The sequence below is a fragment of the Paenibacillus sp. JJ-223 genome, from assembly GCF_927798175.1.
GTDB classification, from domain to species: domain Bacteria; phylum Bacillota; class Bacilli; order Paenibacillales; family Paenibacillaceae; genus Paenibacillus; species Paenibacillus hubeiensis.
Genome location: NZ_CAKMMP010000015.1, coordinates 1 through 23,106, shown reverse-complemented (window position 1 = coordinate 23,106; position 23,106 = coordinate 1). Strand labels below are relative to the sequence as shown.

General features: G+C 52.3%; 18 protein-coding genes. 9 read left to right on the top strand and 9 right to left on the bottom strand.

Annotated elements, in window-relative coordinates; all coding sequences use genetic code 11:
• Window positions 1–40: 40 nt before the first annotated feature.
• Window positions 41–1,015: a ring-cleaving dioxygenase gene (locus L6H98_RS23595; protein ID WP_236420132.1), complete on the bottom strand. Its 975-nt coding sequence runs from the start codon at window positions 1,013–1,015 to the stop codon at window positions 41–43.
• Between the two features lie 269 nt (window positions 1,016–1,284).
• On the opposite strand from L6H98_RS23595, the gene L6H98_RS23590 reads away from it, so the two are divergent.
• Window positions 1,285–2,070 carry a TIGR02206 family membrane protein gene (locus L6H98_RS23590; protein ID WP_236420131.1) on the top strand — a complete coding sequence of 262 codons (786 nt, stop codon included), beginning with the start codon at window positions 1,285–1,287 and terminating at the stop codon, window positions 2,068–2,070.
• 111 nt (window positions 2,071–2,181) lie between these two features.
• On the opposite strand, the gene L6H98_RS23585 is transcribed toward L6H98_RS23590, so the two are convergent.
• The 3 genes from L6H98_RS23585 to L6H98_RS23575 form a co-directional block, all read right to left on the bottom strand.
• Window positions 2,182–2,973, bottom strand: a complete 792-nt coding sequence (locus L6H98_RS23585) for an SDR family NAD(P)-dependent oxidoreductase (protein ID WP_236420130.1) — start codon at window positions 2,971–2,973, stop codon at window positions 2,182–2,184.
• Window positions 2,974–3,173: 200 nt separating this feature from the next.
• Window positions 3,174–3,431 (bottom strand): YqkE family protein, encoded by a 258-nt coding sequence (locus L6H98_RS23580; RefSeq protein WP_236420129.1) that lies wholly within the window; start codon window positions 3,429–3,431, stop codon window positions 3,174–3,176.
• A 521-nt stretch (window positions 3,432–3,952) separates the two neighbouring features.
• Window positions 3,953–4,603: a peptidylprolyl isomerase gene (locus L6H98_RS23575; protein ID WP_236420128.1), complete on the bottom strand. Its 651-nt coding sequence runs from the start codon at window positions 4,601–4,603 to the stop codon at window positions 3,953–3,955.
• Between the two features lie 257 nt (window positions 4,604–4,860).
• Between L6H98_RS23575 and L6H98_RS23570 the strand changes: the two genes are divergently transcribed.
• Window positions 4,861–6,084 (top strand): MFS transporter, encoded by a 1,224-nt coding sequence (locus L6H98_RS23570; RefSeq protein ID WP_236420127.1) that lies wholly within the window; start codon window positions 4,861–4,863, stop codon window positions 6,082–6,084.
• Between the two features lie 125 nt (window positions 6,085–6,209).
• Here the strand turns inward: L6H98_RS23570 and L6H98_RS23565 are convergent, their stop codons facing one another.
• On the bottom strand, window positions 6,210–6,569 hold the full coding sequence (locus L6H98_RS23565) for a hypothetical protein (protein WP_236420126.1): 360 nt from the start codon (window positions 6,567–6,569) through the stop codon (window positions 6,210–6,212).
• A gap of 230 nt (window positions 6,570–6,799) precedes the next feature.
• Here L6H98_RS23565 and L6H98_RS23560 point away from each other — a divergent pair, with 230 nt between their 5' ends.
• Window positions 6,800–7,081 carry a hypothetical protein gene (locus L6H98_RS23560; RefSeq protein ID WP_236420125.1) on the top strand — a complete coding sequence of 94 codons (282 nt, stop codon included), beginning with the start codon at window positions 6,800–6,802 and terminating at the stop codon, window positions 7,079–7,081.
• Window positions 7,082–7,240: 159 nt separating this feature from the next.
• On the top strand, window positions 7,241–9,142 hold the full coding sequence (locus L6H98_RS23555) for a HAMP domain-containing sensor histidine kinase (RefSeq protein WP_236420124.1): 1,902 nt from the start codon (window positions 7,241–7,243) through the stop codon (window positions 9,140–9,142).
• Between the two features lie 63 nt (window positions 9,143–9,205).
• Here L6H98_RS23555 and L6H98_RS23550 read toward each other — a convergent pair whose 3' ends face one another.
• Window positions 9,206–9,448, bottom strand: coding sequence for an NHLP leader peptide family RiPP precursor (locus tag L6H98_RS23550; protein WP_236420123.1), 243 nt, complete (start codon window positions 9,446–9,448; stop codon window positions 9,206–9,208).
• A gap of 35 nt (window positions 9,449–9,483) precedes the next feature.
• Window positions 9,484–10,434 carry a hypothetical protein gene (locus L6H98_RS23545; protein WP_236420122.1) on the bottom strand — a complete coding sequence of 317 codons (951 nt, stop codon included), beginning with the start codon at window positions 10,432–10,434 and terminating at the stop codon, window positions 9,484–9,486.
• Window positions 10,435–10,727: 293 nt separating this feature from the next.
• Here L6H98_RS23545 and L6H98_RS23540 point away from each other — a divergent pair, with 293 nt between their 5' ends.
• A complete protein-coding gene (locus L6H98_RS23540; protein ID WP_236420121.1) occupies window positions 10,728–11,459 on the top strand; it encodes a hypothetical protein in 732 nt (243 codons plus the stop codon).
• 105 nt (window positions 11,460–11,564) lie between these two features.
• Here the strand turns inward: L6H98_RS23540 and L6H98_RS23535 are convergent, their stop codons facing one another.
• Both L6H98_RS23535 and L6H98_RS23530 read right to left on the bottom strand, forming a co-directional pair.
• Complete coding sequence (locus L6H98_RS23535) at window positions 11,565–12,803, bottom strand: acyltransferase (protein ID WP_236420120.1); 1,239 nt, start codon at window positions 12,801–12,803, stop codon at window positions 11,565–11,567.
• Between the two features lie 120 nt (window positions 12,804–12,923).
• Window positions 12,924–13,943: an LCP family protein gene (locus L6H98_RS23530; RefSeq protein ID WP_236420119.1), complete on the bottom strand. Its 1,020-nt coding sequence runs from the start codon at window positions 13,941–13,943 to the stop codon at window positions 12,924–12,926.
• 184 nt (window positions 13,944–14,127) lie between these two features.
• Here L6H98_RS23530 and L6H98_RS23525 point away from each other — a divergent pair, with 184 nt between their 5' ends.
• The 4 genes from L6H98_RS23525 to L6H98_RS23510 form a co-directional block, all read left to right on the top strand.
• Window positions 14,128–14,688, top strand: a complete 561-nt coding sequence (locus L6H98_RS23525; RefSeq protein ID WP_236420118.1) for an undecaprenyl-diphosphatase — start codon at window positions 14,128–14,130, stop codon at window positions 14,686–14,688.
• A 419-nt stretch (window positions 14,689–15,107) separates the two neighbouring features.
• Window positions 15,108–16,844, top strand: a complete 1,737-nt coding sequence (locus tag L6H98_RS23520) for a methyl-accepting chemotaxis protein (protein ID WP_236420117.1) — start codon at window positions 15,108–15,110, stop codon at window positions 16,842–16,844.
• Window positions 16,845–17,162: 318 nt separating this feature from the next.
• The gene (locus tag L6H98_RS23515; RefSeq protein WP_236420116.1) at window positions 17,163–20,084 is read left to right on the top strand and encodes a glycoside hydrolase family 9 protein; all 2,922 of its coding nucleotides are present in this window, start codon (window positions 17,163–17,165) and stop codon (window positions 20,082–20,084) included.
• A gap of 75 nt (window positions 20,085–20,159) precedes the next feature.
• The coding region (locus L6H98_RS23510) for a glycoside hydrolase family 48 protein (RefSeq protein ID WP_236420115.1) at window positions 20,160–23,106 on the top strand (2,947 nt) is incomplete at its 3' end.

Sequence of the window (23,106 nt, the reverse complement as noted above, 5' to 3'; positions counted from 1 at the left end):
GCTGTGGAATGGCAGCGGTCAGAGCTTGAGAGCCGTGATTTTATCGAATGACGGTATCGAGCGGTTTAAGATGAGCTTCGATGGAGGCTCTCCGGTCCTCAAGGAATGGAGGCAGAGCCAACGATTCCCCGAGAAACTCGAACGATTCGTCGGTACCGAATCCGGGACCGTCCGTAGCGAGTTCGAACAGGATGCCGTTCGGTTCACGGAAATACAAGGAGCGGAAATAATGCCGGTCAACGAACCCGGAGTTGGAGAATTGGGATTGGCGCACCCGTTCCACCCATTGTCTCAGCTCTTCTTCATTATCTACGCGGAAGGCAACGTGGTGCACGCTGCCGCGGCCGGGACGTTCGATCGGCAGGTCGCTGCGTTCCTCCACATGAACTTCGGAGCCGCTGCCGCCTTCCCCGGATTCAAACACAAGCACATCCGGTTGTCCTGCCACAAAAGCAGGGAAGGAACCTTTCAGACGGAAGCCCAGCAGATCGGTGAGCACGCCTGCCGTAAGTGAAGCGTCTTCCACGGTAAGTTGTACCGGCCCCAGGCCAACGATGCCGTATTCCGCAGGCACCGGGCTGCGATCCCACGGTTTGCCTCCGGCAACGCCCGTATTGTTTTCGTCCGAGACGAGGATCAAACGCTGGTTTTCGAAATCGGTGAAAGCAAGCGTCAATCGGCCGGCGCGCTCCGTGATGTTGCCGTGATTCACGTCGTATTCGTCAAAACGCTGCAACCAGTAGTCCAGTGCCTTATCGTTTGGGACGCGGAGGGAGGTGGCCGAGATGCTGTTTACTCCTTCGCGGGTTTGCCCGGCCATCGGCATTTCGAAAAAGGTTAACTCCGTGCCGGGATTTCCGATTTCATCGCCGTAAAACAGGTGGTACATCGTTACATCGTCCTGATTGACGGTTTTTTTGATCAGTCTCAGTCCAAGAACCTCGGTATAGAAGCGATAGTTGGCTGCTGCTTTTGCGGTTAATGCGGATACATGGTGCAGTCCTTTGATTTGCATGATGGAATCCTCCTTGGGATCGGTATTTTAACATTGGAGATTGAAAAAGATCTGATTTGTTTGGATTCAAATTGTGTTTATATTATAGTAACTTACTTAAAGTTTGTTTGTTCTGAATTTATCTTAACATAAAGATAATTAAAGCGCAACACCCGATTGTACGAATGTCATAGACATATTGCATCAACGATGCCACAATGGTTGAATGTAAAAAAAGCCCATTATATAAACTTCAAATATATAGGCCAATAGAAAGGGGCGTAATCATAATGGCTGATCCGAAGTGGCTTGATCCATTTGATGAGGCACCGTTCATCATGTTTTCCTGGCCACACTTGTGGGCAGTGTTCGGCATTGCTGCTGCGATCGGGTTGTTATATGTGTTGAAATCCAGATTGAGGGCATGGTCCGAAAAAAAAAGGAAGGTCCTCCGAATCTGCATGGCAGGCATGTTGTTGTCTATGGAAATCATGCTTCAGTCATGGTATGGCTATGGCGGGGTATGGAGCCCGCAAACGTCCCTTCCGCTGGAGCTGTGCAGCTTGACCTTGCTGCTGTCCGCCGTCCTGCTGCTGACACGAAGCAAATGGCTGCATTCCGCATTATTGTACGCCGGGATCGCCGGAGCCATGATGGCGATCGTGACGCCCAACCTTGGTTATGCGTTCCCGCATTTTCGCTTTATTCAATTTTTCACTGCCCATGGCCTTATTATTCTTGCTTTGCTTTACATGACTTGGGTGGAGGAGATGCGTCCGGGCTGGAAGTCAGTCATAGGTTCGATCTGTTTTGTAAATCTGGCTGCCCTGGCCGTGTATATTGTTGATGTGATGCTTGGTGCCAATTACATGTTCCTGCGCCATAAGCCCGATACGGCTTCAATCCTGGATGTGTTCGGTCCTTATCCGCTGTATATCTTGTGGGAGGAAGGATTGGCCGCTGCCTTGTTTGCGCTCATGCATGTGCTGCTGTTTGCCATACCGGACAAGATCCATCGTATAAGAAACGCGAATCCAGCAGAAAAAAGGGGAGCCCGGCTTTCCGAAACACGTTAAAGAAAAATCCCGCCGTACGCCGGAAGGCGACTGCGACGGGATGAACGAAAGATGGGATAACGGCAAGAAGCCGCACTAAAATGCCGATATGCAATTGAAGCGATAGGAGGCTTACCCCCGGAGCAGCGACTCCGCCCCGTCCACGTATATGCGCGTGCCGGTGACATGGGACGCTTCATCGGAAGCCAGGAAAAGCACAACGTTGGCTACCTGCTCCGAGGTTCCGGGCTTGCCTTTCAGCGGATGTTCGTGGCCTTCCGGAAACTGGACGGGAATCTGCACTTCTTTCAGGTCATCCGAAGGATAGGTATTGTCATCGATGTTGGTGTCAATCGCGCCGGGACAGACGGCGTTTACGCGAATGCCATAACGCGCAAGCTCCAGGGCGGCCATTTTGGTGAAAGCCGTTTGCCCCGCCTTGCTGGAAGCATATGCCGAGAATCCGATGCCCGAAAATACGCGGTTGCCGTTGATCGAGCTCGTAATGATGATGCTGCCGCCACGCTCCTTCATGTGGGGGATGGCATATTTCACCGTGGCGAACGTACCGCGCATGTTGATATCCATCGTCTGGTCCCAATCGTCCATCTCCATCGTTTCGATGGGGGCCATCGTGCCGTTAATGCCGGCATTGGCAAACACGACGTCGATGCGGCCCGCCATTCGGGCAGCTTGGTCGATCGCTTGGCGGACTTGGTCCGGCTTGGACACGTCGCACTCCAGCACATGGGCTAGGCCGCCGATTTCTTCAATGCTCCTTTTTGTTTCCTCCGCGTTCTCCGGGGTCCTGTCCAGCATGAATACTTGAGCGCCTTGTTCCCCGAATTTGATGGCCGTGGCCTGGCCAATGCCCGAACCGCCTCCCGTGACGATCGCGACTTTATCCTTTAGACGTTCTGTCATCGTTCATTCTCCTCCCTGAAATGACGGTTTATCCCTATTTACCCGGCGAGAGAGGCATGAAGCAAAAAATGAGCGTCAAAAGAAACATTAAAACGAACCATCACAAAACGATCATCACAAAACGATCCATCTCAAAAAGACAGCGTCCCGGGACGCTGTCTTGTTTGTAGCATAAGAGCCATCGGCCTTCGCCATGGCGTCTATTTATGTTTTTTCCAATCCAAGGAGCTGTTGTTCAGCAGGTACTCGAAGTCGTTCTCCAGCCGTTTCTGTTCCGCTTTGCGTACTGCTTCCGCTTCCTGACGTTCCCGTTCTTTGCGTTCCGTTTCCGCCGCCTTGGCCTCATCGGCCTGTGCTTTGAGCTTTGCCAGCACGTCGCTGCTCAGAAGGTCTTTCAGCGTTGCCGGTTTATCTTGGGCTGCCTTTGGGGCAGGGGAGTGTTTTTTTGATTTGGCCATGGGAATCGATCTCCTTTCAAAAACATACATCAGTATGGCATGCAGACACCCTGTTGCAGGGTAGTCATTATAGTATATCAGGTTCGCAAAATCCGTTCCATGGAGCAGGCGAAAAAGCAGGAAAGTGGGAGCTTCAGCGCGAATGAAAAAGGGTATAAACTCATATATTATTACCGATACTTCGACTATTCCCTGGTGAAAGGAGTCGTTGGTCGTGGAAATGAACCGCAGTTTATTGAAAGGGCTTGCATGGGGGTGTGCCTTCAGCATCCCGCTGTGGATGGCGATTATCGGTTGGGTGCTTATGCTCAGCCATATGTTGTAGGATGCTGCAGAACCATTTCGAAGCACAGGAGAGCCAGCATTACGGGTTACGGGTTATGGATATCATTACATGCATGAAAAAACGTAAAGCGAGGGTTTTGGTTTTGATAAATGTAAACGCTAACAACGAAAAAGGGACGAAACGATAAAGCTCTGCCTTCCGCACATCGGCGAGGGGCAGAGCTTTATACGTTCAATTAAGGCATTTTGACCGGTTCAGGGTATTCGAGCCCATGGGTGTCGACGGTCACCTTTTTCATGACTTGATCCTGAAGGGGCTTGTCCTTCTTGTCTCGTTCTTGAGCAGCGATGGCATCCACGACCTCCATGCCTTCCGTTACTTTACCGAAGGTAGCATAAGCGTTGTCTAAATGATCGGCATCTGATTCCATAATGAAAAACTGAGAGCCTGCCGAATCCAGATCATTCCCGCTTCGCGCCATGGAAATGACGCCGCGCGTGTGCTTCAGATTGTTTTTATGGCCGTTGGACGTAAATTCGCCTTTAATGGTATATCCGGGCCCCCCGGTACCATTTCCGTTCGGATCTCCGCCCTGAATCATAAAGCCCGGAATGACGCGATGGAAGATCGTTCCGTCGTAAAAGCCTTTGTTCGCCAGCGAGATGAAGTTGTTCACCGTATTCGGCGCGATGCCCGGGTACAGCTCGATGACGATTTTTTGTCCATCCTGCATCTCGATGGTTGCCACCGGGTTCGGGCCTTCCGGCTCGACCGGTTCGGGCGTTTCGGCTGCGCCGCTGGATGCGCGCCCGCAGCCGCTAATGATGATAAGCAACAACGCCAGCATCAGCGAAGTTGCCGTCGTTTTTTTCAATCGACCAAACATGAAGACGTTCCTCCCTGCAATGTGCATCGTCGGGGTTCTGACAGTAAGGCCTGTCGTCATCCACAAACTATCATACCTTTTTTGCCGCCGAAAAGGCAATCGATGGCATAGACGCAGACTATAAAGGATGGCCTTCATGGGAGGATGGGTGTAAAATAAGGGAAATGCTTCCTCAGGCAGGGACGTACGGGTCTGTACCGTTCGCTCCAGCATATGCGGCAGTCCCGGCGTCGGCAAAGGAAAGGACGTGCAGGGAAATGAACTTCTCGTGGAAGCGCAATCTGGTTATTTTGTGGATAGGGGTGTTTTTTTGCAGCACGGCCTATTCCATCTCCATTCCGTTTCTGCCCTTGTTTCTAAGTCACGACCTGGGCGTTCGGAATCATCTGGAGTTCTGGTCAGGGCTTGCCTTTGGCATCACGTTTCTGGCCAGTGCGCTGGTGTCGCCCTTCTGGGGGTCACTCGCCGACAAGTACGGTCGCAAGCCGATGCTGATCCGGTCGGGATACAGCCTTGCGGTCTTGTATTTGATCAATTATTTCATTCAGGACCCGTATTCGCTGATCGTCGTGCGCACGTTTCAAGGACTGCTGGCCGGTTTCGTCCCGGCAGCGATAGCTCTGGTAGGCACCAATACGCCAGAAGAAAAAACGGGGTATGCGCTCGGCATCATGTCGACCTCCGGAGCGACGGGCGGCATCATCGGGCCGCTCATCGGCGGTGTGGTCAGCCACTATTACGGCAATCGAAGCGCGTTTTTGTTTTCGGCGATCGTGGTCCTTATTTCGGCCCTGATTGCTACCTTTTGGGTCAAAGAACAGAATTTCAACCGGAACAAGGCGCGTTCCCATGTCATGGATGACATTCGCGAAGCGAGAGCCAATCGCGTGTTCATAACGGTGCTCGGCATGATGGGCATATGCACGTTCTCGGTCATGATTCTGGAACCGCTGCTGACCGTGTACGTCATGGAAATGGGCGTACAGCCGGACCGGGCTTCGCTCAGCTCAGGCATCATTTTCTCGGCCGTGGGAATTGCAACCGTGATCATGGCCCCGAAATGGGGGAAGATCGGTTCCCGCATCGGTTATGGCAAAGTGCTGATCATCGGACTTGTAGGGGGAGCCGTCGGGAATCTGTTGCAGTTTTTCACGACGGGTTACGTAGGGTTCGGCATATTGCGGTTCGTGTACGGTTTGTTCTTCGCAGCCGTATTCCCGGCGATCAATGCCATGATCGTACAGGTAACCGAGCCAGGGTTCCGCGGCAGAGCCTTCAGCCTGAACCAGTCTGCTTCCCAGATCGGGACGATGGCCGGGCCGCTCATCGGCGGCATGCTCGGCGGATGGCTGCCCATTCGCTGGATCTTCGTCATCAATGGAGCTGCGCTGCTGCTGACGGCGATTGCCGCCAGATGGTCCGGACTGGAGCGAAGGCTGCCTGGTGCCGACAAGTCTTCATCAGATAAGGTTTCAACGTAATTCGGCGAATCGGAAACGGTTTGTTTGAACGAATGAAAAAACTGACACAACCACTGGATGTGTCAGTTTTTTTGGGCGTTTATACGGCAAACGGTATTCTCCAATTACAGCGGGATTCCGATGCGTTACGAAGGCGAAGCTCCGCCTGCACCATTGATGAGATCCGTGCCATGGGGTGCATCCGGATCAGGTGCGGCGGGGTCTACCGGACTGTTCGGAAATAGTGTATCCGCGTCGGGAACGGATTCCAGGACAGGCTCTGCGGTGCGTGACTCAAGCTGCTCTTCATGCTGGTCGTTCAATCTCTGAACTCTGGAAACTTTGCGGGACGGATCATCTTCCATTTGGATGCGTTGTCCGGTACCTTCATCCAAAGCTTCCATTTCTCCGGATGGCATTTCAATTTCAGGGGGAAAGTCGCGATAACGTTGGTAACGGTCGTAGACACGGTCGCTTTCGTTATTCCCGGTCGGTTGATCTGGCATCTTCATCAACTCCTTGCGGCAAATTGGCGTTCTTGTTTTGTATTACCCTCAAGCGCAGGGATGCAATCCCGCCAAGTTATTATTTCCGGGGAAGCGTGAATGAAATACCGCGCTTGAATATCCAACGGCGGCCAGCCATAAACGGCATTAATGGTTGTATAAGGACGATTTTGCAGATTTTTGTCTTTTGTCTGTGATATCATTAAACGTAGTAAAAAGGAGGGCTTGGTTTGGATTGGTTTACGCTAGGCAATATGATCGGTCGGATCAGGATCGGGCAAAAGGCGTCAACGCCAGGGTTCTCGCGAACCGTGATCCGGCGTCCGGACGGGCTGTTCTGGGTCGGCGGCATCTGGGCAGGACAAGTCGTGCAGGTCCGCGATTTTCTTTTCTCCGACATATGGACCATCTACGAAGATGAAGAAACGGAGCAGTGGCTGGAATTTCGCCAGCGCCATGAGAAGATGGAGCGCGAAATGATTGAAAACCAGTATGAGGATTTAAATGGATAACCGAATTGGAGAGATCATCTCCAAAATGGAAAAAATATATATTTATACTAAAATGTGATTTTTTCTACCGACTTTAGAAGGTGACATCTTCACATATGGCGAATGATAACATGAAGCAAAGAAGGGGAGATAGAAAATTAGAACTTTGAGGTGCTGTGAATGAAAAATGTGCCCAAAGCAATCATCGTCCTATGGATCGGATTGTTATTTTTCATGGTCTGGCCACTTGGTACGAGCGCGGCGGCTGTTCAAGAGAATAACCGTTCTATCCCCGTTACGATGTGGGAGATTAAATGGGGAAATGTGAATGACCAAGGGTTTATTAGCGAAATCAGCGGTCTGGATGACGTGTGGGAGAGAAGAGGTTCAGGCCGAATGGATTACGAATCTTCGGGGCAGCCCACCCAATCCTTATGGACTCGTCTTACGATCCCGGAATTGAATGAGGATAGCCCGGCTATACGTTTCGAGAACATTAAGGGCCAGCATATCGTCATGTATTTGCAAGACCGTAAAGTGTATGAAAACTATCATTATAATTATGACAATAATGCCGTTTTACTTCCCCTCAATCAAAGCAATTCGGGTGATCGGCTCTACATATGGTCCGAGAACAGCAATGGTCGTTTGGGCATTCAAGGCACTGTGGAAATTGGGCGATATACCGTTTTGCAGGAGAAGTACATTCACAGCGGGCTGCTCGATGTCATTCTCGGAGCAACGTTCCTGTTTACGGCAATTACGATGGTGAGCTGTACGTTCTTTTTTGGAAAGTTTCATAAAGGCCTGTGGATTTCGCTATGCGTTGTCATGGGATCCATCGGAATCATGATTATTACGTATTCGCCATTTCTATACACGTTCTATCAAAACCAAGGCAACCTCTATTCCGTTTTGTTTGATACGGCCATGCTGTCAGGCATGCCTGCATTATGTTATTTCTTCGAACAGATTATCGGGAGAGGGCCGTACGGCGTATTTACCAAATTGAGAAAGTTCCAACTGGTGTACTCCATCATTGCCGTCCTGGCATTGAGCGTTTATTTTGCTTCCGAGGGGCAGGTGAACTTGCTCTACGTGATTCTGGTGCAAAAGGGGAACGGAATCGTGCTCGTCGTTTTGCTCACTTTGCTGATGATCGGCACGGTCTCCAAAGCGATGCAAAAGAACAGGGAAGCCATCATGCTCGCGGCAGGTTTCGGTACGTTTGCTTTGGTGAGCGTTGCGGAACTGTTATGGTTTTACCAACGCGGCGGAGCATATCACCTCACATGGTGGAAATGGTCCATGGCGGCGTTTATCGTATCGCTTATTGCCATTCTGGGCAGCCGGTTTGCCGAAAAACATACGAAGGTGATTGAATACTCCAAGGAACTGGAACTGTTCAACAACGAATTGCAGCGTTCGGAGAAAATGGAAATCATCAGCGAACTGGCGGCTTCCGTGGCACACGAAGTCCGCAATCCGCTACAGGTAACGAGAGGTTTCCTGCAGCTGATGACAGAACAGGAAGACCATATAAATAAAGGATACGTGAGAATCGCCCTCGAAGAGTTGGATCGTGCCTCGGATATCATTACCGATTTCTTGACGTTTGCGAAGCCGGAATTCGATCAGATTGCCTCGCTCAACATCGCTGAAGAATTCGATCATATCGAAGGCATTCTTGTACCCATGGCGAATCTGGAGGGCGGGAAAATTACGACGGATATTCCGCCAAACCTCTGGATTCGGGGCAATTCCTCAAAGTTCAAGCAAGCCTTTATCAACATCATCAAAAATAGCATCGAGGCTCTTCAAGGACAGGGTCAAATTGACATCTGGGCGTATGCGCAGGACGGCATCATCAAGGTCCATGTCAGGGATAACGGGGAAGGAATGGATGAAGAAGCATTGCATCGTCTGGGTGAACCCTATTTTTCGAACAAAATTAAGGGGACAGGCCTGGGCATGATGGTGACGTTCCGTATTGTAGAGGCTATGAACGGACAAATCTCGTTTACAAGCACTAAAGGGGTAGGGACAGAAGCGGTTGTATCGTTTGCCGAGTTCGTCAGTTGACGAGCCCGGCAGAGGGTACAACCTTTTTTTGTCCGCTACCCCTGGATGATCAGAATGGGAATATTAATCTCTCCAAGGTCCGCAATTTACATCATAATTGACTTTGGAGGGATTTGGAGGAATAACGAGCACATAATCGTTTTGTTGTTCTTCCACCGTACGGATTTTCACGTTGTCCGGAATCTCAATGCCGAATGCCTCGCGCAAAGCTTGCTTTGGATTGGCATGCAACTGCTGTCTGAACTGCTCGTCCATCCACGCTTTTTCAATAATATCCTCACGCATTGTTTTTTCTGATACCATCATTGTGAACATTCCCTTCCCATTTTGGATTGTTTGGATCATGATTGTTGACTGGCATGAATCAGATACGAAAAGCCGCCTTGCATTAACGATTTTTTGTGGGCCTCCACCTCTTCAATCGCTTGATCCAAGGCAGAGCACAAAAAAAGGTTGAACGACCGGAGTTGCGGAATCCAATCGTTAGACGATGTAAGAGTGTAATGATGCCAGGCAATGTCTGCATAGGACTTCATAAACCGGGAATTGTACGTGTTGCGAATAACCTGCTCACTTACGGGATATGCCGGGTAATCCAGCTTCATGGCCGAAGATACGTACGAAAGGAAGCTGTTGTAATTCCCATGCTCGGCATCTTCATTGAAATCCGTAAAATCGTCGGTCATCTGAAGCGTCATCAGCGCAATGTCAAGGTCGGCGCATAAGGAAGGAATCCGTTCCTCTTGTTCCAGCAGCAGAAGAGAACCTGCGGCTCCGAGCAGTAAAGGTGCGGCCTTTTGCGCATTCCGAAGCGGATTGATGCCAAAGGGGTCCGACATCGTTTCTTCCGTGACGCCGGTCGACCATTCCATGACATATTGTCTGTAATAACTCCAGAATAGGGACGTGTTGCCGAACAATTCACGGTATATGCCCAGCGCATCGACGTAGTACAGATTTCCGAGTGCCAGCTTGAGTGTGATATCTTCGGGACGCTGATCCATGATTTCATCCTGGATCAGAAAATACAACATATGAATCAGACAGGCTGTGCTTAACTTGTGTGCGGTCTCTGCGGGAAGTCTGCCGGGGCCGGCGTGTTGCATCCACAGAGGGATGATGTAACCAATATAGCTGTGCCCGCTATCCCGCAATAAGGGATTGGCCAATTTGAGCTGTTCCCCGGCATAATGGGATATCGGTCCGGGATAGTTTTGCACCAGCTGCTCGGCGGCAGCGAATACCACCTCCACATCGGATCTAAACGGATCAAACCATTCTCTCCGCATCATTGGATTACGTCCTTCCTGCTTGAGTGAATTCAAGGACTATTTGACTAGATCTTGGAGTTAATCCCAGTATAGCGGAAAATTTTTGAAAAAAATAGGTTTTTTTGTGATGAATTGTGAAAAATATGGTGACATTTAAGGCGTTATGGCAGTAATTGAGGACTCTCAAGCCTATTTTGGGATCGAAACATGCAAAATGTTGGAATAAAAAAAAGGATAATGGGACCAAAATAGAGAGAGAGGCTTTGCATGACACTTTGTTACGAATCCATGTGTACACGAAAGGTAGGATGGACATGAAAATAAATGAAAAAAAATGGCTGGCTGGCTTCATGGCGGCTGCGCTGTTCTTTGCGGCTGGAAATCTGGTTTCGGCCAACGCGCCAGCCGTTCAAGGGGGCAGCGAGCATGTAGCCCCTGCATCCTCGTTTACGGGTGAGAAGGCTCCATGCATGCAGGCCAGCCACGGTCTGTTCATGATTGGCGAAACAGCGGACCTGCTCGGCGTGGGACTCAGGGAGCTGAAGGAGCAAATGGAGCAGGGCAAAACGCTGGCTCAGATCGCGAAGGAACGCAAAGGCTGGAGCGAAAGCCAATTGCTCGAGAAATTGAAGCCGACACTGTCTCAGAGACTGGACAAAGCCGCGAACGAAGGCTGCCTGACGAAAGAACAGGCGGCGGCAGCCAAACAGTCCATGGATCAGAAGCTGCTGAAAGTCATTCGCACGCCACTGAAGGACTTGCGGCGTGAGTTTGCCGGTATTGCAGGCAAAAAGCCGCCCATTAACCACAAGGTCATCGCCGAATTTATCGGCATTACGCCCGAAGAGCTGCAGAAGCAGCTGCAGAGTGGCAAATCGTTGGCCGAAGTGGCCAAAGCTCACGGGATAAGTGAGACCCAACTGATCGACAAGCTGAAGGAGCAGTTAACGGATGATCTTCAGCGATTGGTGCACCGCAAGGGATGGGCGCGCCCTGCACCCCATGACCGCGCTCCAGGGCATCCCGCTGGAGCGGAAGCAAAATAAATAATAAGGTGTGAAGGAACACTTACGCCTATATGTAATCAGGCTGCCCAACGCTTCATGAATGCGACGGGGCAGCCTCTTTTTTTTGCGCCAATGCGCGTTGCTTCAAAGATAAGGTTTGGCAACCGGGCGATCGGATCGCGGCGTGCCGTAAGTTGGCTCACCATTGGAACGGTTTCGCTTGGAATTGGAGGGATTCCCCTTGTTCAAGCCGGTCAAATAGCGCGCTCCGGGCAAACGCGATAAGCCGCGGCTCATGCCAAGTGCTGCCACCGCCGTCAAGACAAAGGATAACAGCGTCATCGGCAAATGCCACCCAGCCAACTGCAGCGGCCGGGTCACGTACGCAATGCCGTAAATAACAAGTGCATGAACGAGATAACCGCCGAATGAATAACGGCCGATCCAGGCCAGCAGGCGCTGAAACCGCGTGTTCTGGCCGCGCAACAGGACGAGAAAGCCATACAGCATCAGCATCTGGGCCATAATGATGACAAAGGTCGTCGGTTTCAGGTAGGTCGAGATGTTCAGGTTCATCGTTTCGCCAGAACCTCGAAGCACGTCGTAACCAAGCCACACATACATACCAATGAATACACAGATCGTATAAGGGAGGGCGCGTACGGTCCGGTGACGCCAATCATCGACCGACCAGGCACATACGGCGCCCAGCACAAAATAAAACCAGTACATCATCCAGGAATAAGATCGATATTCCAGCAAAAACGACCAAGGCCGCGACCATGCGGCTGTCCACCCGGCCATATCATAATAGGACCATTTCATCAGCAGGGCATAACATGCCGCAGCTGCCAGAACGAGAAGAGCAACCCACTTCCCCCGGCTTAGTCTTCGGGCAGCGGAGATTCGCTGTTCGATCAGGTCCGTACCCTTGAGAAAGAGAGGGAACAGCAAATAGAATTGAAAAATCATGATGATAAACCAGAGGTGGTATCCCGTTTGCGGAATAACCAGTTCACGCAGCAAACTTGTGACATCCAGCGAATCTGCCTGCCAGAATTGAGGCGTAAAGATGCGAACCGCAATCCAGTAAATTCCCGTCCAGACGATGAACGGAACGAAAATGTCCCCGAAACGTTTGCGAATAAAGCGGCCGTAATCCGGTTTGGCATGACGATGATGATAGAACAGCAGCACACCTGACAAAAAAACAAACGTTGGCGTGCCAAAACGCGTCAAATGATAGATCATGGCCAGCATGATGGAATCCGGCTGTTCAATGTCCGGGCGGTAGATGTACTCGGCAATGTTATGCTGCATGACGATCGCGAGAAAAGCGAATCCCCGCAGCTGCGTCCATTCTTCGATACGTGTTTTGCCCATCCATACTCCCTCCTTGTCGCCGTTTCATCATTAAAGCGTACCTGCTCAACATTAAGCCCGCATTAAATGGGGAAAAGAGGCAAAAAAAGACGGCTTATCGCCGTCCGTCAGGGTTGTGTTTCAATTTGTGGTTTTGGTTTCTATTTCAAGTTCGCTTTCAGAATCAGTCTCTGTTTGCGTCTGCTGCTGCGCATCTTGATCGAACAAATCCTGAATGTAGGCTTGCAGCTTGTTGACATCCACGCCCAGAACCTGAGCGGAGCCCGCCATTTCGTTGGTCAGCAGCTTATACGGAGGGATCTGCTGTTTATCAATCTCGTTGACATTAATGTCAAATCCGAGCGCAGCCAGCTTCAGCATCTGGGTCGGACTCAGATCCGTCTCGATGTACGGAGCCACCGCTTCCAGAATTTCCGGCACTTTGAATAGCGAAGAGGTGCTTTGCAGCTTTTTGGCCAGCTCGGTCATAAAGATCCGCTGCCGCTCGGTGCGGGTAAAGTCCGATGTGGCGTCATGCCTGAAACGCACGTATTGCAAAGCCGTTTTTCCGTCCATATGCTGAAGTCCTTTCTTCAGATCGATATCGTACATATGCTTGTCGGCTTTGCTGGTGTAGTGCATGTCCTTTTCCACGTCGATATCAATGCCGCCGACCGCATCCACGAGCGCGATGAAACCGGTGAAATCGGTGTAGACGTAGTGCTGGATCGGGATGCCCAGCAGATGGCTTACGGTTTGTTTGGTCAATTCGGCTCCGCCATAGGAAAACGCGGCGTTCAGCCGGCTTTTGCCATGCCCCGGAATGTCGACATAGGTGTCGCGCAGCACGGAGAACAGATGGGCGGTTTTGGTGACCGGATCAATGGAAGCGACCATGACCGAGTCCGATCGGCCTGCATCATCTCCGCGGGAATCGCCCCCAAGCAGCAGGATGTTCACGCGCTCTTTGCCTTCCCATTTCGGTATAGCGGTTTCTGGCGCATTCTCTGAGCTGCCTGTCTCCGTAGAAGCCGTTGGGGTGTGCGAGGCCGTCGATATGCTATTCGCAAAATGAGCGATCGAATATCCGTAGTAAATGATGATTCCCGTTACGGCAAGAGCCAGGGTCAGAGCGGTCCCCCATAACCATTTCTTCAGCATGAAATTTCACCTTTCTATCGTTGAACTGATATGTAACCCCAACTATTTTAACAAAAAGTAAGAGGAATGTCCCCTTTGATTTCGAATGTTAGGTATTACGGGCATAAATTTGACATTTCGTTGGTGAATCGATAAAGTGTAAAAAATAATCGAGTTTGTTGTAAATGGAGTGTGAAATAATACCGTGAATCAATCTGTCTTCGACTGGATTAACCAATTTGCCGATCATGTACCGCTATTGGACTGGTTCATGATGACGTCGGCTGAATATGCAGCATGGGTCATGATCGCCCTGCTTGTCATCGTCTGGTTTATGGGCAACCCTGCCAAACAGCGCATCGTTTTCTATGCGTGTGTGGCATCTATTCTATCTTTATGTCTTGCAAAGTGGGGGATTTCGCCGATCGTGGACCATCCAAGGCCATTCGTCGAAGGCCACGTGAACCAGCTTATTCCGCATGTGCCCGATCCGTCGTTTCCCAGCAAACATGCATCCTTTGTATTTGCGCTTGCGGCAGCTTCCTTTTTTATCGGGCGGCGATTTGGATGGTGGATGCTGCTGCTCGCTGTGCTAACGGGCGTGTCCCGCGTATATGCGGGCGTTCATTATCCTGGCGACATTTTGGGCGGTTTCCTATTGGGGAGCCTGGTCAGCGTGGCATTGATCGTGACGCGCAATTATACGAAGTCGGTCCCTGATTTTTTCATCAAATGGCATCGCAAAGTCTTTCGCTATATAAGTTGAACCGATGATTTTTACACGGAGTCACTACGTGGTCAGAACCATCTTCCGATCACTGTTATCCCCGGATTTTTTTGATCCCCTTTTTTCAAAGGGAAGATCCGGTGAAGCTTATGCTTCCGATGCAGCTTTCTTTCAGAAAGCTTTTAGACCGCTTCGCTTCTCCAGATTCTTTCTGCCCTCTCCGTTATCGTGTAAATGTCAGGTTCAACCTATATAGTTTTGTAGAGGAGGAGCGGAGCCATCATCGAATAGGGTAAAAGCAAAAGCTTGATGGATACTGGCCAGGCCAGTAACCTCAAGTTTTTTTGAGTTTTGCGGAAGTTATATGAAATTTGAAAAAATATCGAATGGCTTCTCTATAATCGTTGCCGATTTTTGTCGATATACTATAGGTATGTATCAGTTAAGGAGTGGGAGCCATGAAGGATGCCGGGGGAACGGCACAGAACAGATTTAAATTAACGATTCGCATGAAATTGTTAGCTGGATTTTTAATCGTGGTAGGTTTACTGGCATTTGTAAGCGTGTATGCCCTGACCCAGATTCACAACATGTCAAAGAAAGCGGATGAGATTGACAAGACGTGGATGCCTGTCGTTACTCTTCTTGGGGGAATGAACGGGGATGTGTCGGATATCGAAAGGCTGGCACTGGGGATCATTGTGGAACAGGACGCGAGCGAGAACGCCAAAATGGCTGAAACGCTCGACCAGCTCCAGGAGGAGCTCAAGGGAAAGAACGAACAACTGAAAACGTATCTTTCGGGGAGTGAAGATGCGCTGAAGATGTACGAGAAGTATATCACGAATTACAATGCCTATACTGAGAAAATGCCTGCTTTCATCAAGTTGGGCCGGGAGAACAACTATGAAGAGTCAAGCCGATTGCATAGGGAAGCGTACCCGTTCTGGTTTACGGCAAACGAGACGATTATGCAATTAATCAGTTCGGGAAATATGGCGTCCGAAGCAGCAACCAGTTCTTCGGTTGAATCGGCGGAATTTGCGTTTAACGTGATCTTGGTCGTGACGATCGTTTCGTTTGCGCTGGCGATGTTCATCGCTATCTTTATTTCGATTATCATTTCAAAACCGATCAAACAAATGAATGAAGCGGCCATGCGTATTGCGAGCGGTGATCTTACAGGCGAAACGATCGTCCTCAAAAACAGGGACGAGCTCGGCACGCTCGCCGGCTCATTCAATACGATGACGGCGAACTTGCGCGTCATGATCGAATCGGTGGCGACGACCTCGGAACAGGTAGCAGCCTCTTCGGAGGAACTGCTCGCCAGCGCGGAGCAAAATACGAAAGCATCCGAGCAGATTTCCGAAACCGTGGAAGAGTTGGCCGTAGGTACGTCCGAGCAGGTGAACCTCGTCAAACGTTCGTCCCAAGCCATGAGCGAGATGGCGATCGGTTCGGAACAAATCGCGCAGTTGGCGACGAGTGTATCCACATCGGCCGTGGATGCGGCCAACATGTCTGCCGAGGGCAACATGATCATCAAGGAGGCCGTAACGCAGATGGCTTCCGTGCGTACTTCGATTGCTTCGTTATCCAAACTGGTGACAGGCCTTGGAGAACGTTCGGCCGAGATCGGCACGATTACCGAAGTCATCAACAACATTGCACGCCAGACGAATCTGCTTGCTCTGAATGCGGCCATTGAGGCAGCCCGGGCGGGAGACCATGGACGCGGTTTCGCGGTCGTTGCCGGCGAAGTGCGCAAGCTGGCCGAAGAGTCTTCGCTGTCGGCGCAGCGCATCACGGATCTGGTACACCTGATTCAGTCCGATACCGAGCAAGCCGTAGAAGCGGTGAAAGTAAACAGCAACGAAACGGAAAGCGGCATCGAAGTCGTGACGGCGGCCGGGGATGCATTTGAACAGATTTCGAATGCCGTCAGCAAAGTTGCCGGCGAAATTCAGGAAGTGTCGGCAGGTGCAGAGCAGATGGCAGCGAGCACCGACGAAGTCGTCAAATATGTGGAACAGGTGTCGGCCATCGCGGAGGAAGCTTCCGGCGGTGTGCACAATGTATCTGCAGCCACGGAAGAGCAGTTGGCCTCGATGGAAGAAATCGCATCTTCGGCAGCTTCCCTGTCGAAGATGGCCGAAGAACTGCAAGAACAGATCAACAAATTCAAAGTATAGTTCCGGTGCCTTATCCCGAGCCCTTGTTTAGCGGCGCGGGATAAGGTTTTTTTGCATGCCTGATCCAGGTCACAACAATGTTATTCCGGAAGTCACCAAAGCTTATATTGCATCCGGTGCAAAAGACTATAATGGAAATTAATGGTGGAAAAACTTGGAGTCACGCCATGGAAAGGAGCGGTTTAAACAAACCTCGACATGGGGCAATCGAACAATACGAAAGACGGAGGAGTTGAATGGTTGGAGATGAAGTCAAGCTGGCGTAAACGTCTCGTTATGTTGGCGTTATCGGCAGGACTGTTGACAGGAGGTACATTCATGCATGGGTTGACGGACAGAGCGGATGCGGCCGCAAATGGCCACAACTATGCAGAAGCGCTGCAGAAGGCGATTTATTTCTATGAAACCCAGCGTTCCGGAACTTTGCCGGAGTCGAACAGGGTAGAATGGCGCGGCGATTCGGGCTTGAGGGACGGGGCCGACGTCGGCGTGGATCTGACCGGGGGTTGGTACGATGCCGGAGACCACGTGAAATTCGGTTTGCCGATGGCATACTCTGCCACGATGCTCGCCTGGTCTGTGGTAGAATACCGCGAAGGATACGAACAGGCCGGTCAACTCGAGGAAATCAAGGATAACATCCGCTGGGCGACGGATTATTTTATGAAAGCGCACACAAAACCGAACGAATTATGGGGACAAGTCGGAGCGGGTCAAACGGACCATGCCTGGTGGGGACCGGCCGAGGTCATGCCGATGGATCGCCCGGCATTTAAAATCGATGCCTCTTGTCCGGGCAGCGACCTTGCGGGAGAAACGGCGGCGGCACTTGCGGCATCTTCGATCGTTTTTGCGGCGGATGATCCGTCGTATGCCTCCAGATTGCTGCAGCACGCAAAGGAGCTCTATCATTTTGCCGACACGTATCGTGGCAAATATTCCGACTGCATTACGGATGCGCGAACGTTCTACAATTCCTGGTCAGGGTACGAAGATGAACTGGCATGGGGAGCGACATGGCTTTATCTGGCAACAAATGATAACGCTTACTTGTCCAAGGCGATAGCCGCAACCGATGCATGGCCCTCGACCGGAGGGGCATACAACTGGCCATTTACATGGACGCATGGTTGGGACAACAAAAACTATGGTGCCCAAATTTTGTTGGCGCGCATCACGTCTGGGTTGAACATGCCCGAAGCGGCAAGGTTCATCCAATCCGCGGAGCGTAATCTGGATTATTGGACGGTCGGAACGAATGGGCAAAGGGTGAGATACACGCCTGGCGGCCTGGCCTGGCTGGACCAGTGGGGATCGCTTCGATATGCAGCGAATGCGGCTTTCATTTCGTTCGTATATTCCGACTGGGTGAATGATCCGGCGAAGAAAGCGAGGTATCGGGATTTTGCCGTCTCGCAGATCAATTACATCCTCGGCGACAATCCGCGTCAAGGCAGTTACGTCGTCGGATACGGGCAGAATCCGCCGCAGCATCCGCATCATCGCACAGCCCATGGTTCATGGGCGAACAGCGAAAACATTCCGGCATCCCATCGCCATACCTTATACGGCGCGATGGTGGGCGGGCCTGATGCATCCGACGGTTACACGGACTCCATTTCGGATTATGTAAGCAACGAGGTGGCGATCGATTATAATGCAGCGTTTACGGGAGCGCTTGCCAAAATGAACCTGTTGTTCGGGCAAGGCGATGAACCGTTGGCGAATTTTCCGGAACCCGAAGAAAAGACGGATGAATATTTCGTCGAGGCATCCATTAAGGCCGAGGGCCCCGATTATACGGAGATTCGGGCATTATTGAACAATCGCTCCGCGTGGCCTGCCAAAATGGGAGACCGGCTGTCCTTCCGTTATTATCTCGATCTGAGTGAGGTATACGACGCAGGGTATACGGTCGCCGACGTTCGCGTGACGACGGCCTACAGCGAGGGAGCAGCCGTATCACAGCCCATCGTCGTTGATGAGGCTCGCCGAATCTATGCCGTAACGGCGGATTATAGCGGGAGCAAGCTCTACCCCGGCGGCGAGGGGCATTATCGGAAAGAAGTGCAGTTTCGCATCAGCGGACCGCAAGGTGCATGGAGCGCGGCCAACGATCCGTCCCATTCGGGATTGGCAGCCGGGACTCCGCAAAAGAGCGCGCATTTGCCGGTATACGATGCCGGACGGCTCGTTTACGGCCAGGAACCGGGCGTCTTGCCCGTAACGGTCCCGTCTGCGCCAGCTTCGTTGCAGGCTGCTGCAGGCCAGGGCCAGATCACCTTGAGCTGGACGGCTTCCGCAGGAGCGAGCTTTTACACCGTCAAACGTGCCGAGGCAGATGGGGGCCCGTACACGGCAGTGGCTGCCAATGTGAACGGAACGACCTATACGGACACCGGGCTGACGAACGGCAAGACGTATTATTACGTCGTAACCGCCGTAAATGCGGCAGGCGAATCCGCTGCGTCGGCGCAGGCATCGGCTGTGCCGCAGGCAGGCAGCGCCTTGCCCGGCGCGTTCACGCTCGTAGGGACGGCAGGCGATGCGCAGGCGGTACTGGCCTGGGCCGCTTCGGACGGCGCGGACAGCTATGCGGTGCAGCGGCGAACGGGGAGCGGGGCATTTGAAGAGGTGGCGGCAGGGCTGACGGCATTGACCTATACGGATGCCGCCGCCGTGAACGGGACGACGTACACGTACCGGATCGCAGCGAGCAACGGCAGCGGCCAGACGCTGTCGAACGAAGTGACGCTGACACCGACCGCGTCTCCGGTTGGGACGGGAACGCTGGAGGTGCAGTACCGCAATGGCGGGGCGGGAGCGAGCGGCAATGCCATTACGCCGCAGTTCAATTTGAAGAACACCGGCACCGAGGCGATCGACCTCAGCCAAGTGAAGGTTCGATACTATTTTACGAAGGACGGCAACGTGGACATGAGCTTCTGGTGCGACTATGCCCAGATCGGCAGCAGCAACGTGGAGGCTGCCTTCATCGCGCTGAACCCGGCGAAGGGCAATGCGGATACCGTGCTGGAGATCGGCTTCAAGCCGGGAGCGGGCAGTCTGGCACCGGGCGCGGAGACCGGCGTGATCCAGGGACGGTTCTCCAAAACGAATTGGGCGAGCTTCGATCAGACCAACGATTACTCGTACGACGGGGCAATGACGGGCTTCGCCGCCTGGAACAAAGTAACGGCGCATATCGACGGCATAAAGGCCTGGGGCATTGAACCATGAGACAACAGATTGCAGTCAGCAGGGAAAACAACATCGATTCCATTCTATTTCCAAGATTACAGGGAGGTATGTATCATGTTGAAATCAGCTGCGAAAAAAAGCCTGGCGGCCATGCTGGCCGGAACGGTCATGCTCACCGGGTATACGGGACTTTGGGCAGGCCCGCAAACGGTTTTTGCCGAAGAGCAGTCTTTGCAAGCGGAAGGAATCAATGAAGCGCGCTTCATGGAGCTGTACGGACAGTTGAAAGACCCCGCCAACGGATATTTCTCTCCGGAGGGAATTCCTTATCACTCTGTTGAAACCCTGATCAGCGAAGCGCCGGATTATGGGCACATGACGACTTCCGAAGCGTACAGCTATTGGTTGTGGCTCGAAACGATGTATGGGCATTTCACGGGTGACTGGTCCAAGCTCGAGGCCGCGTGGGACAACATGGAAAAATACATCATTCCCGTCAATGAGGGGGATGGCAAAGAAGAGCAGCCTACGATGAGCCACTATAATCCGAACAGCCCGGCGACATATGCTGCGGAGAAACCCTTTCCGGACCAGTATCCGTCAGAATTAAACGGGCAATACCAGGCCGGAAGGGACCCGCTGGACGCAGAGCTGAAATCCTCCTATGGCAACAACCAGACCTACCTGATGCACTGGCTGCTTGACGTCGATAACTGGTACGGCTTCGGCAACCTGCTGAATCCTTCTCATACGGCAGCGTACGTCAATACGTTCCAACGCGGGGAACAGGAATCCGTCTGGGAAGCCGTTCCGCACCCGTCTCAAGACGACAAATCGTTCGGCAAAGCGGGTGAGGGTTTCATGAGCCTGTTCACAAAGGAGAACCAGGCACCAGCAGCGCAATGGCGTTATACCAATGCCACCGATGCGGATGCCCGCGCGGTTCAAGTACTGTATTGGGCGAAGGAAATGGGTTACGACAACCAGGCTTATCTCGATAAAGCCAAAAAGATGGGCGATTACCTGCGTTACGGACTGCATGATAAATATTTCCAAAAAGTTGGAAGCGCCAAAAACGGCAGTCCGGCCGCAGGTACGGGCAAAGACTCCAACATGTACCTTATGGGCTGGTACACCGCTTGGGGCGGCGGTTTGGGGCAGGGCGGCAATTGGGCTTGGCGCATCGGTTCCAGCCATACGCACCAGGGGTACCAAAATCCGGTCGCATCTTATGCATTATCCGATCCCGCTGGCGGGTTAATCCCGAAATCGAACACGGCCAAAGCGGATTGGAACGCTACGCTGAAGCGCCAGCTTGAATTCTACACTTGGCTGCAATCCCATGAGGGAGCGATCGGCGGCGGCGCTACCAACAGCTACGGAGGTGCCTATAAAGCTTATCCGTCCGGAACGAGCACGTTCTACGATATGGCATACCAGGAAGCGCCGGTATACCGCGATCCGGATTCCAATACGTGGTTTGGCATGCAGGCTTGGTCGATGGAGCGCGTAGCGGAGCTGTACTACATTCTTGCGCAGAACGGCGATCTGAGCTCGGAAAATTTCCAGATGGCGAAAAAGGTCATTTCCAAGTGGATTGACTGGTCGAAGGATTATGTTTTCGTCAATGAACGTCCGGTGACGGATTCCCAGGGATACTATTTGGATGCTTCAGGACAGCGCATTCTTGGCGGCACGAACGTGCAGGTAGCAACCACGCCAGCGACGGGAGAGTTCTGGATTCCAGGCAGCCAGGAATGGAACGGGCAGCCGGATTCATGGACCGGTTTCTCTTCTTACACGAACAATCCAAATTTCCGCGTAACGACCAAAGACCCGTCGCAGGATGTTGGGGTACTGGGCAGTTACATCAAAACGTTGACCTTCTTCGCGGCGGCGACCAAGGCCGAGCATGGCGCATTTAACGCCCAAGGCCAAGAAGCGAAGAATTTGGCGGAGCAATTGCTGGACACGGCGTGGGACTACAACGACGGGGTAGGGATCGTTTCCGAAGAGGTGCGCAAAGATTACTTCCGCTTCTTCGCCAAAGAGATCTACCTTCCGGCCAACTGGACGGGATCATATGGACAGGGCAACGCGCTTCCGGGCACGGGCAGCATTCCTTCCGATCCTGCAAAGGGAGGAAATGGCGTCTATATCGGTTATTCCGATTTGCGTCCAAAAATCAAGCAGGACCCGGCTTGGACATACCTGGATAACCTGTACAAGGCGTCCTACAATCCGGAAACGAAACAATGGGAAAACGGTGCGCCAACCTTTACGTATCACCGTTTCTGGTCCCAAGTGGACATGGCGACAGCTTATGGCGAATTCGAACGTCTTCTTGGCGACGGCAGCGGCCCGGAAACCGAAGTTCCTGCTGCGCCAAACGGTTTGACGGCCGCCAGCGGCAGTGAACAGGTTGTTCTGAACTGGAACTCCGTTTCGGGAGCGAATTCTTACACCGTCAAACGTGCCGAGGCAGATGGGGGCCCGTACACGGCAGTGGCTGCCAATGTGAACGGAACGACCTATACGGACACCGGGCTGACGAACGGCAAGACGTATTATTACGTCGTAACCGCCGTAAATGCGGCAGGCGAATCCGCTGCGTCGGCGCAGGCATCGGCTGTGCCGCAGGCAGGCAGCGCCTTGCCCGGTGCGTTCACGCTCGTAGGGACGGCAGGCGATGCGCAGGCGGTACTGGCCTGGGCCGCTTCGGATGGCGCGGACAGCTATGCGGTGCAGCGGCGAACGGGGAGCGGGGCATTTGAAGAGGTGGCGGCAGGGCTGACGGCATTGACCTATACGGATGCCGCCGCCGTGAACGGGACGACGTACACGTACCGGATCGCAGCGAGCAACGGCAGCGGCCAGACGCTGTCGAACGAAGTGACGCTGACACCGACCGCGTCTCCGGTTGGGACGGGAACGCTGGAGGTGCAGTATCGCAATGGCGGAACGGGAGCGAGCGGCAATGCCATTACGCCGCAGTTCAATTTGAAGAACACCGGCACCGAGGCGATCGACCTCAGCCAAGTGAAGGTTCGATACTATTTTA

Coding starts and splice junctions, on each gene's coding strand:
- L6H98_RS23595 (WP_236420132.1), bottom strand. CDS start 1,015: ATGCAAATCAAAGGACTGCACCATGTATCCGCATTAACCGCAAAAGCA.
- L6H98_RS23590 (WP_236420131.1), top strand. CDS start 1,285: ATGGCTGATCCGAAGTGGCTTGATCCATTTGATGAGGCACCGTTCATC.
- L6H98_RS23585 (WP_236420130.1), bottom strand. CDS start 2,973: ATGACAGAACGTCTAAAGGATAAAGTCGCGATCGTCACGGGAGGCGGT.
- L6H98_RS23580 (WP_236420129.1), bottom strand. CDS start 3,431: ATGGCCAAATCAAAAAAACACTCCCCTGCCCCAAAGGCAGCCCAAGAT.
- L6H98_RS23575 (WP_236420128.1), bottom strand. CDS start 4,603: ATGTTTGGTCGATTGAAAAAAACGACGGCAACTTCGCTGATGCTGGCG.
- L6H98_RS23570 (WP_236420127.1), top strand. CDS start 4,861: ATGAACTTCTCGTGGAAGCGCAATCTGGTTATTTTGTGGATAGGGGTG.
- L6H98_RS23565 (WP_236420126.1), bottom strand. CDS start 6,569: ATGCCAGATCAACCGACCGGGAATAACGAAAGCGACCGTGTCTACGAC.
- L6H98_RS23555 (WP_236420124.1), top strand. CDS start 7,241: ATGAAAAATGTGCCCAAAGCAATCATCGTCCTATGGATCGGATTGTTA.
- L6H98_RS23550 (WP_236420123.1), bottom strand. CDS start 9,448: ATGATGGTATCAGAAAAAACAATGCGTGAGGATATTATTGAAAAAGCG.
- L6H98_RS23545 (WP_236420122.1), bottom strand. CDS start 10,434: ATGATGCGGAGAGAATGGTTTGATCCGTTTAGATCCGATGTGGAGGTG.
- L6H98_RS23540 (WP_236420121.1), top strand. CDS start 10,728: ATGAAAATAAATGAAAAAAAATGGCTGGCTGGCTTCATGGCGGCTGCG.
- L6H98_RS23535 (WP_236420120.1), bottom strand. CDS start 12,803: ATGGGCAAAACACGTATCGAAGAATGGACGCAGCTGCGGGGATTCGCT.
- L6H98_RS23530 (WP_236420119.1), bottom strand. CDS start 13,943: ATGCTGAAGAAATGGTTATGGGGGACCGCTCTGACCCTGGCTCTTGCC.
- L6H98_RS23520 (WP_236420117.1), top strand. CDS start 15,108: ATGAAGGATGCCGGGGGAACGGCACAGAACAGATTTAAATTAACGATT.
- L6H98_RS23515 (WP_236420116.1), top strand. CDS start 17,163: ATGCATGGGTTGACGGACAGAGCGGATGCGGCCGCAAATGGCCACAAC.